General features: G+C 69.3%; 14 protein-coding genes and 1 pseudogene. 7 read left to right on the top strand and 8 right to left on the bottom strand.

The genetic code is table 11. From position 1 onward, the window contains the following. The first annotated feature begins 116 nt into the window (after positions 1 to 116). A complete protein-coding gene (locus tag EJK15_RS45135) occupies positions 117 to 689 on the top strand; it encodes a TetR/AcrR family transcriptional regulator (RefSeq protein ID WP_138716620.1) in 573 nt (190 codons plus the stop codon). A 332-nt stretch (positions 690 to 1,021) separates the two neighbouring features. Here the strand turns inward: EJK15_RS45135 and EJK15_RS45125 are convergent, their stop codons facing one another. Next, a complete protein-coding gene (locus EJK15_RS45125; RefSeq protein ID WP_171074909.1) occupies positions 1,022 to 1,630 on the bottom strand; it encodes a dihydrofolate reductase family protein in 609 nt (202 codons plus the stop codon). 237 nt (positions 1,631 to 1,867) lie between these two features. On the opposite strand from EJK15_RS45125, the gene EJK15_RS45120 reads away from it, so the two are divergent. After that, positions 1,868 to 2,248 carry a transposase gene (locus tag EJK15_RS45120; protein ID WP_171074908.1) on the top strand — a complete coding sequence of 127 codons (381 nt, stop codon included), beginning with the start codon at positions 1,868 to 1,870 and terminating at the stop codon, positions 2,246 to 2,248. A gap of 87 nt (positions 2,249 to 2,335) precedes the next feature. Here the strand turns inward: EJK15_RS45120 and EJK15_RS45115 are convergent, their stop codons facing one another. Further along, positions 2,336 to 3,196: an alpha/beta fold hydrolase gene (locus tag EJK15_RS45115; protein ID WP_138716617.1), complete on the bottom strand. Its 861-nt coding sequence runs from the start codon at positions 3,194 to 3,196 to the stop codon at positions 2,336 to 2,338. A gap of 76 nt (positions 3,197 to 3,272) precedes the next feature. Here EJK15_RS45115 and EJK15_RS45110 point away from each other — a divergent pair, with 76 nt between their 5' ends. Beyond that, positions 3,273 to 4,133, top strand: a complete 861-nt coding sequence (locus EJK15_RS45110) for an AraC family transcriptional regulator (RefSeq protein WP_138716616.1) — start codon at positions 3,273 to 3,275, stop codon at positions 4,131 to 4,133. Between the two features lie 97 nt (positions 4,134 to 4,230). Continuing rightward, positions 4,231 to 4,818: a type II toxin-antitoxin system Phd/YefM family antitoxin gene (locus EJK15_RS45105; protein WP_138716615.1), complete on the top strand. Its 588-nt coding sequence runs from the start codon at positions 4,231 to 4,233 to the stop codon at positions 4,816 to 4,818. A gap of 106 nt (positions 4,819 to 4,924) precedes the next feature. Here the strand turns inward: EJK15_RS45105 and EJK15_RS45095 are convergent, their stop codons facing one another. The 5 genes and pseudogenes from EJK15_RS45095 to EJK15_RS45075 all read right to left on the bottom strand — a co-directional run bounded on the left by EJK15_RS45095 (position 4,925) and on the right by EJK15_RS45075 (position 9,172). Continuing rightward, the gene (locus EJK15_RS45095) at positions 4,925 to 6,220 is read right to left on the bottom strand and encodes a phosphotransferase (protein WP_138716613.1); all 1,296 of its coding nucleotides are present in this window, start codon (positions 6,218 to 6,220) and stop codon (positions 4,925 to 4,927) included. A 390-nt stretch (positions 6,221 to 6,610) separates the two neighbouring features. Continuing rightward, on the bottom strand, positions 6,611 to 7,303 hold the full coding sequence (locus tag EJK15_RS75265) for a sigma factor-like helix-turn-helix DNA-binding protein (RefSeq protein ID WP_240777621.1): 693 nt from the start codon (positions 7,301 to 7,303) through the stop codon (positions 6,611 to 6,613). Between the two features lie 121 nt (positions 7,304 to 7,424). Next, a pseudogene (locus EJK15_RS77925) lies at positions 7,425 to 7,520 on the bottom strand (sigma factor); the annotation flags it as partial. 89 nt (positions 7,521 to 7,609) lie between these two features. After that, complete coding sequence (locus tag EJK15_RS45080; RefSeq protein ID WP_138716612.1) at positions 7,610 to 8,047, bottom strand: alpha/beta hydrolase fold domain-containing protein; 438 nt, start codon at positions 8,045 to 8,047, stop codon at positions 7,610 to 7,612. A gap of 150 nt (positions 8,048 to 8,197) precedes the next feature. Beyond that, a complete protein-coding gene (locus EJK15_RS45075; protein WP_240777620.1) occupies positions 8,198 to 9,172 on the bottom strand; it encodes a zinc-binding dehydrogenase in 975 nt (324 codons plus the stop codon). 335 nt (positions 9,173 to 9,507) lie between these two features. Here EJK15_RS45075 and mihF point away from each other — a divergent pair, with 335 nt between their 5' ends. From mihF to EJK15_RS45060, 3 genes are all read left to right on the top strand, one after another. Next, complete coding sequence (gene mihF, locus EJK15_RS45070; protein ID WP_138716610.1) at positions 9,508 to 9,819, top strand: integration host factor, actinobacterial type; 312 nt, start codon at positions 9,508 to 9,510, stop codon at positions 9,817 to 9,819. A gap of 45 nt (positions 9,820 to 9,864) precedes the next feature. Continuing rightward, a complete protein-coding gene (locus EJK15_RS45065) occupies positions 9,865 to 10,968 on the top strand; it encodes a Tn3 family transposase (RefSeq protein ID WP_138716609.1) in 1,104 nt (367 codons plus the stop codon). Positions 10,969 to 11,063: 95 nt separating this feature from the next. Next, positions 11,064 to 11,798 (top strand): site-specific integrase, encoded by a 735-nt coding sequence (locus EJK15_RS45060; protein WP_206061494.1) that lies wholly within the window; start codon positions 11,064 to 11,066, stop codon positions 11,796 to 11,798. 99 nt (positions 11,799 to 11,897) lie between these two features. On the opposite strand, the gene EJK15_RS45055 is transcribed toward EJK15_RS45060, so the two are convergent. After that, entirely contained in the window at positions 11,898 to 12,980 is a 1,083-nt protein-coding gene (locus EJK15_RS45055; protein WP_138716608.1) for a phosphotransferase enzyme family protein, read from the bottom strand. Positions 12,981 to 12,989 lie beyond the last annotated feature (9 nt).

The following is a 12,989-nucleotide window of genomic DNA, read 5'->3' as shown; positions in this document are numbered from 1 at the left end:
TCCGTCGCGTAGGTCACCCAACGCATGGAGAACCTCCTCATTTCTATGTTGACTGACATAGGCTATATCAATCAACATTCGCTCTGTCGTCCGGCATACCTGGTTAGATGGAGCGCATGGCCACGCGACGTGTCGAGAGGACTCAAGAGAGCCGCCGGCTGCTGGTGGCGGCCGCTGCTGAGCTCTTCGCCGAGAAGGGATACCGGCAGACGAGCTTCATCGACATCGCCGACAAGGCCGGCATCAGCCGCGGCTCCATCCCCTGGCACTTCGGCAACAAGCTGGGCCTGCTGGAAGCGGTGGTCGACGACCAGCTCCAGGCCGTGCTGACCGGTTTCGCCCCGCCCGCCGGGGAGCGCCCCGCTGATCCGCTCGACCAGGTCATGGACTTCATCCGCCTGCCCGTCACGCGCTTGTTCATCACCCTGCTCGCCGAGGCCGTGGAGGTCGGCTCGCCGATCCGCGAGCACTACGCGCGGCTCCACGCGGCGCTCCGGCAGGGGGCGCAGGCCCGGATACCGGCGCAGGCGCTGCCGCCGGGAACGACGCCGGAGGCGTTCACAGTCCTGCTGGTGGGGGCCGTCATCGGCGTCCACGCCCAGTGGCGGGTCGCTCCGGAGGCGGTGGACCTCGAGGCCGTCCACGCTACGCTCCGCGCTCTGCTGCCCCCTGGCCTCGGACAGGCCTGACGCCGCGCCGCCTTCCCGGCTCACCGCCCTATCTGGCGCGTTCCTTCCGCGGGTGGGCGCGGTGAGCCTGCCCAGCCCGCTCCGCCCCGAAATTCCCCGAGCAACGTGTTGTCACGTGCGGGTACGCCGCCAACGCGGACGTGGTCGGGGCGAGCCCGCGACGATCCGCTTCACCGGCACCCGCGTCGCCCCGCTGAGCGTGCGAGACGCGGGCAAGGGCATCGCCGCGATCTCCATCGACATGGACCGCATCGAGATGTACTGGGGAGCATCTGACGAGCATGGCCCGGGCCTGCCCACGAGGCGGGCCCGGCCACAACCGCGGATCTCTTCTACTGCTCGTCCCGGGGCAGGCGGGCCTTGGCGTCGTCGTAGGAGACGTCGCCGGTTGCCTCGGCAGGCCGGTAGACCAGGTACAGCACACCCGTCGTGAACGTCTCGGACTTGATCAGCTCCAGGGGGACGGGGTTCTCCCCCTCGTCGAACAGCCGCTCGCCCTTGCGGACGGCGATCGGGTGTACCAGCAGCTGCAGTTCGTCCAGCAGTCCCGCGGCCAGCAGTTGGCGGATCACGGAGATCGAGCCGCTCATGGCGATGCGGCCGCCCGGCTCGTTCTTCAGCGCAGTCACGGCCTCGACCAGGTCGCCCTGCAGGAGCTCGGAGTTCCGCCAGGTGAACTCCAGCGGCTGGCGCGACACGACGATCTTCCGTGCGTCGCCGAGTGTCTTTCCGAAGCCGGCGTCTTCGCCGCCCTCGGCCTCTCGTTCCGGCCACGCTCCGGCGAAGCTGTCATAGGTCTTACGCCCCAGCAGCAGGGTGTCAGCCATCTGCGCCCCCACGGCCGCGCCCATCTCGTCGTTGAAGTACGGAAAGTGCCACTCCGCCGGCTCCTCAACAACCCCGTCCAGGGAGATGAACAGGCTTGCGGCGATCGTCCTCACGGTGGTCCTCCAAGGAAGGGGCGGGGCCGTCCGGCCCAGCCGTTCTGATGTGCCTTCAGCTTCGCGGGGCCTGCTTACGGATCGCTTAAGGTCTCCCTTTGGGGCGGGCGGCGACGAGACGTCACGAACCCAGAAGGGCCGCTGCCCCAACCCGGTCACGGCCATCATCGACTCCCAGTCGGTGCGGGCCGCGGCCACGGTGACGGAACCTTCGCGCTCCTACGACGCGGCAAGAGAGTGCAGGGAAGGAAGCGTCACCTGGTCGTTGATACCAAGGGTCTGATGCTCGCGGTGATGGTCACCCCGGCCGGACAGCCCGACCGCGACGCCGTCCGCGAACTGCTGGCCCGGCTTCGGATGCTGCACCCGCAGCTCACCCTCATCTGGGCCTACAGCGCCTGTGCCGGGACGCTGGCGGAATGGGCACGGCGTTTCCTGCACCTCATCCTCAAGATTGTGACGAAGCTGCCGGGCCAGACAGGGTTCAAGGCGCTGGCCCGGCGGCGGATCGTCGAGCGCTTGGCGTGGATGATGAACGCCCGGTGCAATGCGATCGACTACGAGCGGCCGGCACAGCACAGCGAGGCCCACCGACATGGGCCTCGATCACTCTCATGACCAGGCGAGATGTTTTCGCTGGTGGTGGCAGCGGCGGGCGCGGTGTTGGTGGCGTCGTCGCCGGCGCGACCAGTGCAATCGTCTCGTTCAGTCCGCCCGCCGCCCCCCGTGGATCGCGGTGAAGGCCAGCAGGGGGGTGGCGGTCCGCGGCGGGTCCTCGAGTATGGGTGAGTGTCCGAGACCGGGCAGCAACTCGACTTTCGCGCCCGGAACGGTGCGGTAGTCGGCGGCGGATGATGATCGCCATCTGCGGTCGTCCTCGCCGAAGATCACCAGTAGCGGCTTGCCGAGGGCCGTCAGCCGATCCGGGAGCGCCCGCTGCTCCAGGTAGTCGCGGGTGGCCTGCATCGTCGTGGTGAGCGTGTGGTAGGTCATAGCGCGCACCTCGTTCAGGAGCTCTTGCGGGATCTGGTAGCCCGGGCGGCTGAAACCGGTGCTCGCGAACTGGCGGATCTGCTCGTCGGTCGGCGGCCACTGCGAGGGTGCGATGGCGGCGGACTGCGGTGCGATGAAGGCGTCCAGGCTGGGTCCGGTGTTGATCAGCGCGAGTGCGTTCACCAGGTCGGGTCGCTGTTCGGCGAGGGCGGTGGCGACCGCGCCGCCGCTGGAATGGCCGACCACGATGGCGTGCTCGACGCCGAGCCGGTCCAGTGCCACGCCGGCCCGGCGTCCCTGGTCCGGGAGCGCGTAGCTACGGTCGGCCGGTTTGGCCGACCGGCCGTGCCCGAGCAGGTCGATCCGGATGACGCGATGAGATCCGGTCAGCAGCGGAACCAGCGGGTCCCACGAGCGGGTCGAGGATGCGGACCCGTGGATGAGCAGGAGCGCGGGGGCGTCGCGGGGGCCGTCCTGGCACACGTAGATGTCGCTGTCGTCCAGGGACAGGGTCGAACTCTCGGTGGCCTCGGCATCGCCATTCACGTGCGGACGGTCGTCAGAAACAGTCATGAGGCCACTGTCACCGCCGGTACGCGTCAGTGTCTTGGACGAATGTTCCCTCAGTCGGCTCGCATAGCATGGGGCCGTGCGGACGTTCGTGCACGGTGCGGCTGTGTGGGACGTCGCATGCCCGCAGCGGCCCAGCCGGGTGGCCGGTGTCACCATGGCCGGGTTCCGGGTCCGTGACCTGGACGCGCTCCGGATGGTCCCGCACCCGGCCGTGACGCTGATTCTGGAGTTCGGCACCGGTTCGCCCATCCTGGACTACGCCGCCGGGCGGCAGCAGCGGGGAAGTATCGTCGCCGGGCCCGGGGTCGGGTCCGGAGGCGCGGTCTGGGCGCGGGGTGAGAACGTCGAGTGCGTGCAGGTGCGCCTATCCCCGCTGATCGCCCGCGCGATTCTCGGCGTCTCCCCGGCCGACCTGGACGGTGCCGTGGTGGCCGTGGGCGACCTGTGGGGCGGCCGGGAGGCGTCACGGATCCGTGAGCAACTGGGCGATGTCTCCTCCTGGGAGGATCGCTTCGCTTTGACGGATGCGCTGCTCGCCCGCCGGCATGAGGCGGAGTCGCCGGTGGATCCGGAGGTGGCATGGGCCTGGCACCGGATCGTCGGCGGCCGTGGCCTGGTCCGGGTCGACGGACTCGCGGCCGAGGTCGGGTGGAGCCGTAAGCGCCTGTGGTCCCGGTTCCGGTCGCAGATCGGCCTGCCGCCCAAGCGCGCTGCGAAGCTGGTCCGCTTCGACCATGCCGCCCACCGCCTGGTCGCGGGCGAAGGCGCGGCCAGGGTCGCGGCCGACGCCGGCTACGCCGACCAGTCCCACCTGCATCGGGACATCATGGCGTTCACCGGCGCGACCCCGGCGACAGTGGCCTATGAGCCGTTTCTGGCGGTTGACGACATCGCATGGCCCAGCCACGAAACTCCCACCAAGCCTTCACATCTCTAGGAATACCGCGAGGCTGCCCACCTAAGATCATTTATAGGTTGAAAGCATCTTCTAAGGCGGCTTGCGAAAATTCCGTAAGGCGCCTTACGATCTCTGGATGATCAACGTAAAACGGCCGTCGTACGACGAGCTCGTGGCGCTGCTCGGTGTCCCCTTCTCCGTCGAAGACGCCCGCGCCCGCTGGGGCTCGCTCGTGGAGGAGGCCAGGAACGGCAGCACCATCATGATCACCCGCGAGCGCTGGGAGTGGGTCGGGCTGGTGCCGCTGTCGAAGGTGGGCGGGGTGTGGAGCGGCCTGCCCCTCGTGCCGTTGTCGACGGCGCGGTCCAAGCTCGGCGACCTCGTCCGCCAGGTCGCCGACCCGTACGGGGAGCCCGTGCTGCTGGGCCGCCACCGCACCCCGGTCGCCGGCCTGGTCGCGGCCCATGTCCTGCTGGACGGGGCCGCTCCCTCAGACCATCCGGACGCCGACGCGCTGCTGGTCGGCGGCCATACCATCACGCTCTCCCGCGATCCCGCGGAAGGGCTCGTCGCCGCCATCGCCCGCGATCAGGACGGCGCCGAGGTCTCGGCCGGTGCGGGGCGCAACGCCCGTGAGGCCCTGCGCGCCCTTGCCGAGCCGCCGCCGTGGCGTCATCCGGGCTGGCCGGCGACCGGCATGACCAGCGCGTCCGGACCGGGGTAGACAAGCGACTCGTGCCCGTCCTGGCGGGCCCCGAAAGGGGGGGCCGCCGCCCTTGGCGCGGATCGGCGCCGGCGGACCTCCAGGCCCAGGTCTTCGACCGAGTCCTTTATCCCACCCAGCCGGTGGCCTGCGCCTGCAGGAGCCGGCGTAGCCACATCGCGGCGGCGCCGCCCACCATCTTCTCCACCGGAGGCGGCAGGTGGGCGGCGAGCGAGGCGTAGCTGATCGCCTGATTCAGTGCGCACAGCGGCGCGGCCACTTTCCAAGCGGCCCGCAGCCGTTCAGGCGAGTCGAACTCCGCCCAGCGCGCCAAATAGCCGTCGAGCGCCTTGGCGCTGAGCTGGAAGAACTGGCTGCTCAGGTCGAGGAACGGGTGGGCGATGGCCGCATCCGTCCAGTCGAAGAACAGATAGCCGAGCGGCCCGCGCGCCACGTTGCCCAGATGCAGATCCCCGTGCACCAAGGAGTACGGCACGGCGAAGCCTGCCAGCTCCGCGCACGCGGCCATCAGCCCGGGCACGGACTCGCGCACCCGGGAGGCCTCCTCGGCCGTCACCCAGGTGGCCGGATCGCACCAGGCCGGCGGAGCGGCATGATCCACCTCACCGAGCCACGCGATCTGCCCGGACAGCCACGGCAGGCGGCGATCGAGGCACCCGGCGCTCCGCAGCTCCGGCACCCGCTCGACCGACTCCACCTGGAGAGCGGCGTAGGCGCTCAGCATCTCCGCGTTGACCTCGTCCGTCGCGTGCCGGATCGCGCGGCCGAAGTCGGCCAGTGCGAGCAGCCGCCGGTCGCCGTGGTGGCCGAGAGCCGCGGGCATCTGAGCGGGGAAGAGCTTGGCCAGGACAGTGGTGACCGCTCCCTCGTCGGCGAAGAGCGGGGTGGCGATGGAAGACTTGATGTAGACGTCGCCGTGCGGTGTGGCCGCCCGCAGCACCGCGGACAGATCCCAGAGGCGCACCTGCTCCAGCCGGTCATCGAGGTCGAGCCCGAGGTCCGCGCTCAGCCACTCGGCCACGCCGTCGATCCATCGCGGATCCGTCCACGGTGGACCACCGTCAAGGCCGGCCTCGTCCGCACTGACCCAGGTGGCAGGTTCGGCGGGCCGGTCGCCGCGTCCTGCGCCGTAGTGTGGCCTTTGCGTAGGCACTTTTCCGTCCGTGCGCGGCGCGGCGACCAGGGTGCACCGGATGATGCGTGCCGTTTCATCCGTCTCCACCCCGCTCAGCCGGAGCACGACGGCGTCGATCCCGGTCTGCTTGCGCAGGGCCGCCAGCGCCTGCCCGGGCTCGTCGGGCTCGACCCTTCCGACCAGCTCGGTCTTCAGCGCCAGGACCCGGGTGTCATCGTCCCAGACGATCAGCCAGTCGATGCGCGTCCGCCACCCGGTCTCGGTCATCGGCTGCCAAGGTAGTCGGCGTGCTGCAGTGCGACATGGTCAAGCAGGATGTCGAAGCCGATGATGGTGCAGGGCGCTTGCCTCGCGGCGAACGGCCATGGGTGCTTGTCAGCCACAGGTCTCCTGTCGGGTCGCGGAGGGCAAAACTATCTCGATCGGACAACCCCGCCGCCTTGATGCGCCGCAGATTCTCCGGTTTCTTGTGCCGGGATCTGGCCATCAGCATCAGCAGACTCGCGCCGGCCTCGCCCAGGTGGGTCCAGTGCCGAGTGGCGAAATTCGTGCAGGTCCCAACCGTGCCGGGGCCGCTCAGCGCGGCGTGCTCGTCCAGCAGAGCGCGGGCCTGGCCATGGGAGGCCGGCGCTGTGCCGTTGATACGCCGAGCCAGGGTCAGTCCGCGAGCACGTCCGGGAATCCGAACGTCGCGACCAGCGCGGGATCGTGGAACTTGATCACACGGGAGACACCGGCGGCGGTGGCCGCCAGCACCACGGTGCCGTCAGCCCGGAGCTCGCCGTCCGCGTCCCTGTGGTACACGACGGCGGCGGGTTGGCCGTTGGCGGTGGTGGGGATCATCCGCCAGTCGCCCGGCGTGCCCAGCACGTACGCGCCGAGCATGTGGATGCACATCGCCCGGCCCGCCTGCCATTCGCGGAATGGCGTCGCTTCCAGCGTGGCGTCCGTGCGCAGCACCTGTTCCAGCAGGCCGGCGTCGGAGCGCTCAAAGGCCGCGATGTAGCCGTCGAGTAGCGCGCGGGCCCGCTGGTCCGTTGGTTCGAGCAGTTCCTCGGGTTCCGGCTCCAGTTCGTTGAGCCGCGCGCGGGCGCGCTGCAGACCGCTCTTGACCGCCGCCGTGGTGGTGGCGAGGATCTCGGCGGTCTCGGCCGCGGAGAACGCCAGCACCTCGCGCAGGATGAGGATCACACGTTGGCGGGCGGGCAGGTGCTGCAGGCTCGCGATGAGCGCCAGCCGCAGCGACTCGCGTGCGACCACCACCGCGGCCGGATCGTCGTCGGGCGGGGCGATCCACGCGTCCGGCAGCGGTTCCAGCCACGAGACCTCGCCCGGCGCAACGGGACGCACCGGCGTGCGGACGGTCGGGTCCGTCGTATGGACCTGTCAGACCCGAGGGCAGCACCCGGATCCGCCGCGGCTCCAACGCCGTCAGGCAGACATTGGTGGCGATCTTGTAGAGCCAGGACCGAATCGACGCGCGGCCCTGGAAGCCGGCGTAGGACCGCCACGCCCGCAGATACGTCTCCTGCACCAAGTCCTCGGCGTCGTGCGCCGAGCCGACCATGCGGTAACAGTGCGCCAGCAGCTCCCGGCGGAACCGCTCGGTCTCGGCGGCGAACCGGTCTTGATCCGGTGCCGCCCGCACGTGCGACGTCATGCTGCGAGCCTAAGCCGGTCAGCGAGTCGGGCGTTGGCGTCGTCGGCTTCGGGGGCGCGGCCCGCCATCATCTGCACCGAGTGCTGCATCTCCGCGAACACGTCGCGACGGACGTCGACGCCGCATTTCTCCAAGTGCGCGGCCGGGCCGCGGGCCCCGTCCAGCAGCAGTTCCTGGTCGCCGGCCTGGATGAACACCGGCTCCAGGTCGGTCAGTTCCGCGCGCGGTGCGTTGACCATCGGGTCGGTTGGGTCGGCTCCGGCCAGGAAGCCGGACGCTAGCGACATCGAAGCAATCGCCGTCGCCGGGCTCGGTGACAGCACGTCCCATGCGTCCATCAGCAAACGTCTGTCCCGTGCCGTCCAGCACAGGTCCGCCGCCGGAACCGTCAACCGCCGGTACATCGGCACCACCACCGACTGCTTGCTTGCCACGTGCTGCTCCTTCTCACGACCGGTCCCGCTGGTCGAGACCGTCGCCCATGACGACCGCCACACCGCGGCAAAGGAATCGAACGTCCGGCCACGCTGCGTACCCGGTGGTGGAGCCGGCGCGGACTCCGCCACCGTGATGTTCGGGGTTTCTCAGGGCAGCAGGGCCAGTTTGCCGACGCTGGCCCTGGCTTCCAGCTCCGCGAGCGCTTTCGGGCCGTCGGCCAAGTCGTAGGCGGTGGGCCGGCTGGGAGTGAGCACGCCGGCGGCGGTGAGCGCGGACAGCTCACCCATGAGCTCGCCGAAGAGCTGCGGTGCGGCCTGGATCAGCACGCCGATGTTGAGGCCGATGATGTGGACCTGGTGCTTGTACACCAGCTCCCAGTTGGTGATCGCGGCTTCGCCGCCTGCCACACCGTAGACGACGACCCGGCCGGTGACCCGCTTGGCCGCGGCCAGACTGGCTCCGAAGGTCGCGCCGCCCGCCGACTCCAGCACCAAATCGGCACCGGTGCCGCCGGTCAGCCTCAGCACCTCGGCGGCGAGGTCGCCGCCGAGGGAGTCCAGGACGTGGTCGGCGCCCAATGCCAGCACTGTCTCGTGCTTGCCCGGCGAGGCGGTGGCGATGACCGTCGCGCCGTAGTGCTTGGCCATCGTGACCGCAGCCTGGCCCGTCGCGCCCGCCGCGGCGTGGATCAGCACGGTCTGCCCTGCGGCAATGTCGCCCAGAGGCCTGAGTGCGGCCAACGCGGTAGGCCAGTTCACGACCAGGCCCAGCGCCTGCTGCTCCGTCCAGCCGGGGGGCACCGGCACCGCTGCGGCCGCGGGCAGCACCATGTACTCGGCGAAAGCGCCGTCTCCGACGCCGACGACACGGGCCCCCGGTTGCGGGCCGGTCACCGCGTCGCCCACTGTGACGATCTCGCCGGCGGCCTCGAAACCCGCCAGGTACGGCGGCCGCGGGCCGCCCAGGAACGTTCCGTAGGCCTTTGAGATGTCGGCGAAGTTGACGCCGGCGGCGGCGACCCGGATCAGGACCTCGCCCCGGCCGGGGACCGGCACCGGCGCGTCGGTGATCAGGCGCATGTCCTGCGGACCGTTGAACGAGGTCTGCTGCAGAGCTCGCATAATCGCGGGAATATTCATGACAATCAACTTTTCCTTCTCGGCGTGCATGATCGAGACCGGCCCGTTCAGCGGGCCGCTCCTTCCACCATGTAGACCCCGGCCGCCGCCAAAAGGAATCGGCTAGCCCGAATCGCCAGCGCGCAAGCCGGTGAGCGTGATCGTGCCGTACCAGGCCTCGCCGTGTTCCACATCGGCCTGCCAGTAGGAGTGGAACGGCGAACCGGGTTTAGTGTCACATCGGTTGACGCTGTGCGGGATGATGATCGGCGGCGGCCCCGCCGTGATCTCTGGCGGGAGTCTCTGACCAGCTGATATCTCTACAGAAGAGGTGCTTGATGGCCCTGCCGACGATGACGGCGGAGCAGCGTGCGCAGGCGTTGGCGAGGGCGGCCCAGGCCCGTACGGCGCGTCGTGCGCTGTTGGCGGAGGTGGCCTCCGGCGCGGTGGGTGTGGCGGAGGTGTTCGAGCGCGGCGGGCAGGATCTGGTCGGCAGGACACGGGTGGTTCAGGTCCTGCGGGCCGTACCCGGGTATGGGCCGGCCCGGGTCGCGGCGTTGATAGCCATCTGCGGGGTGCAGGAGAAACAGCGTGTTGGCGCGCTGAACGACCAGCAGCGCGAGCGACTCTTGCGGGCTTTGATCAGCTGACAGCGCCGGGGTTGATCGTGTGCGCTATCGGAGCTCCGCGTTCGGGTGGGGTTGGCTCTGCAGGCGATGGCGGCGTTCGGCCTCCTGCGCCGTCAGCGGCTGGCCCGGGCGTCGGATGCGGGCCGGGCGGGGTCGGGGAATGTCTTCGCCTTGCAGGAGGTGTCCGGAGCCGAAGACGACGGCCGCAACGAGTGGGTACGCCTGGCCAAAGACGAAGACGGCAAGGACCACCTGGTGCTCACCGGCCTGGACCGCCTGGATGAGCCCGCCTCCCTGACCACGCTGCGTGCCGACATCGACGCCCGCATGCCCATCGTGGACCTGCCCGAAGCCCTGCTGGAGGTGCACTCCTGGACCGGCTGCCTCGACCACTTCACCCACGTGTCGGGGGACGCGCCCTCCCGCAAACAGGACATGATCACCTCGATCGCCGCCGTCCTGGTCAGCCAAGCCATGAACGTCGGCATGCGGCCGATGGCCGCCGAAGGCGAACCCGCCCTCGCCCTGGACCGGCTGTATTGGGTGGAACAGAACTACCTGCGCGCCGCCACCCTCACCGCCGCCAACGCCGCCCTGGTCGAGTTCCACTCCGGCCTGGAACTGGCCCAAGCCTGGGGCGGCGGCGAACTCGCCTCCGCCGACGGGCTCCGGTTCGTGGTCCCGGTCAAAACCATCAATGCCGGACCCAACACCAAATACTTCGGAAAGGGAAAGGGAGCCAAGGGCGTCACTTACTACAATTTCACCTCCGACCAATTCACCGGCTTTCACGGCATCGTCATTCCCGGCACCCCCAAGGATTGGTATTACATCCTGGAAGGGCTCCTGGATCAGGAAACGTCGCTGAAGCCCACCGAGATCACCTCCGACACCGCAGGCGCCTCCGAAATCGCGTTCGGCATCTTCCGGCTGATGGGCTGGCAATTCTCCCCGCGCCTGGCCGACGTCGGCAGCGCCACCCTGTTCCGCGCCGACCCCGGCGCCCACTACGGCACCATCGACGCCCTGACCCGCAGCCGGGTCAACATCAAGCTGATCAACGACTCCTGGGATGATCTCCTACGGGTAGCCGGATCGCTGCTCACCGGCGCGGTCAAGGCCAGCGTTATCTTTGGTGACTCTCAGTCGTTCGGCAAGTACTTCAAGTAGTGTGGGCGGCTACTTGGCGCACAGTATCTGGGGGTCCGTACGGCATGTTGGGCAGGTCAGGTGCGGCTGAGCGGTACTACCGGGCTGAACGAGCGGTGGCCGCCGATGAGTCGGTGTTGTGGGTGGTGGTCTTCGATGAGGACCTGCAGTTGCATGTCGAGGCGTGCGCGTACCTGGCGGGGCTGCGCGGGGCGGGCCGGGCGTTCAACACGGAGAAGAGCTACGCGGGCCGGATCGCTTTGTACTTGTCGTACTGCCAAGGTCATGGGCTGGACTGGGCCGGCCCGAGCCTTTCGCAGCTGATGGCGATGATGCGCTGGCTGGTGGACGAGCCGATGCCGTCGCGATCACGCAAACCGGGCGCTCCGGTGCGGTATCGCAGCGAGGGCACCGCTAATGCGATCATGGGGACCGTCGGGGAGTTCCTGTCGTGGTGCAGCCTGCAGGGCTGGGTGCCGCCGACGGTGGTCAACACGCTCACTCAGCCGAAGTTCCTGCGCTACCTGCCGGCGGGGTTCGATCCGGGCGAGGACGGCCAGCACCGCACGATCATGACCCGCACGATCAAGTACAGGGTCGCGATCCCAGGCTATGAGTGGCTGACGGATGAGGAGATCGACGTGCTGCTCGGCCTGGCCCGGCACGACCGCGACAGATTCCTCATCCAGCTCCTTTCGCAGGCCGGGATGTTCTCTGGGGGTCGTCCCGGGCGCTGGAGGTTGGATCCTCGCGTTTGTGCAGCTCAGAGGCTGTTGGTAAGAACGGTAGCGATCACGACAGGTGTGGTGCAAGGATCTGAGGCGGCGTGTCACCGGGTTCAGCCGAGATAACTGGAATTCCGGCCATGAGCGGATCTTGAACTCTCTGACCTGCGAAAATATCGAGGTAACGGGCTCCGTCGCGGGGCTCGCGCCAGCCGTACTTCCGAGTCACTGGTGCCCGCTGGCGACCGCGAGTGACCGGAGCTTTCCGCCGTTGGCGTCGAGCCAGTGGGTCGTGTCCTCCAGCTTGCGGATTCGGTCGGTGACCTCGCCGAGCTGTGCCTTCCCGTTCAGCCAGCGGCCTGCCCGCGACAGGGCGCTGCCGACCGCCCGGGCGAGGAGAAGCCGGGGCATCGCGTCGGCCTCGGCGGCGTCCAACGGGCGGACCGAGGCGTACCCCCGGAGGAAGGCCGCCGTGCGGAGCTGCCAGTCGCGCGTCTCCAGGGCCCCGCTGTAGAACAGCGCCGCCATCATGTCCTGGACCAGGAAGCCGACCCCGGCGAATTCGAAGTCAAGCAGCCCGCTCACCTCCCCGGTGTCCTCGTCGACCAGCACGTTCGAGGCTGCCAGGTCACCGTGGATGACCTGGGTCGGCAGCGCGCCGCCGCCCGCAGGCCACGCCTGCCCGACGCGGCGCGCCACGGCGTCGAGGCGGGCGACCCGCTCCGCGCTGATTCCGGCGGCGCGCAGCTGACGGCAAAGGGCGCCGACGTGCGGCACGGCGGGGTGCGCCAGAGGATTACCGCGCCAGTCCCCCAGCCCGTCTTCTGGTGGCACGCCCAGCATCGCCTCGCCGAGCAGCCCGGCCGCCCGGCCGAAGCGCTCGAGTGCCGTCGGGCCCGTGAGGTCGGGCTGCACGCCGGGGATCCACCGGCAGACGGTGGCGGGCCCGGCCGCGGTCTCGATCACCGTGTCCCCGCTGGGCGCGGCGACTGGTTCAGGCACCTGGAAGGGAAGTCCGGCAGGCCGTAGCCGCCGCAGGATCCGGTGCTCGGCGCCGGCCTGCGCGGCGGACTGGGTCTGGCTGACCCGGAGCACGAATCGGAGGCCCCCCTGGCGAAGCAGGAATGTCTGGTTGTTGGTTCCCTGCTCGGCTCGGATGATCGTCGTGTCCCGGGGAAAACCCCACGCTGCTAGGGCGCGTATTTGATTGTGATCAATCTGCGGGATCTGCCCTCGTCTCGGGGCCTGATCCGGTAGATCGTTCAGCGTGACGCGAGTGCAATTGACGGATGTGGAGTGGGAGTTCATCGAGCCCTA

Source organism: Nonomuraea basaltis (assembly GCF_005893125.1).
In the GTDB taxonomy this organism is placed as follows: domain Bacteria; phylum Actinomycetota; class Actinomycetes; order Streptosporangiales; family Streptosporangiaceae; genus Nonomuraea; species Nonomuraea basaltis.
Note: the sequence above shows the minus strand (reverse complement) of the source record. Positions and strands in the feature narration are given on the sequence as shown.

Coding starts and splice junctions, on each gene's coding strand:
- mihF (WP_138716610.1), top strand. CDS start 9,508: ATGGCCCTGCCGACGATGACGGCGGAGCAGCGTGCGCAGGCGTTGGCG.
- EJK15_RS45075 (WP_240777620.1), bottom strand. CDS start 9,172: ATGCGAGCTCTGCAGCAGACCTCGTTCAACGGTCCGCAGGACATGCGC.
- EJK15_RS45105 (WP_138716615.1), top strand. CDS start 4,231: ATGATCAACGTAAAACGGCCGTCGTACGACGAGCTCGTGGCGCTGCTC.
- EJK15_RS45115 (WP_138716617.1), bottom strand. CDS start 3,196: ATGACTGTTTCTGACGACCGTCCGCACGTGAATGGCGATGCCGAGGCC.
- EJK15_RS45135 (WP_138716620.1), top strand. CDS start 117: ATGGCCACGCGACGTGTCGAGAGGACTCAAGAGAGCCGCCGGCTGCTG.
- EJK15_RS45055 (WP_138716608.1), bottom strand. CDS start 12,980: ATGAACTCCCACTCCACATCCGTCAATTGCACTCGCGTCACGCTGAAC.
- EJK15_RS45095 (WP_138716613.1), bottom strand. CDS start 6,220: ATGACCGAGACCGGGTGGCGGACGCGCATCGACTGGCTGATCGTCTGG.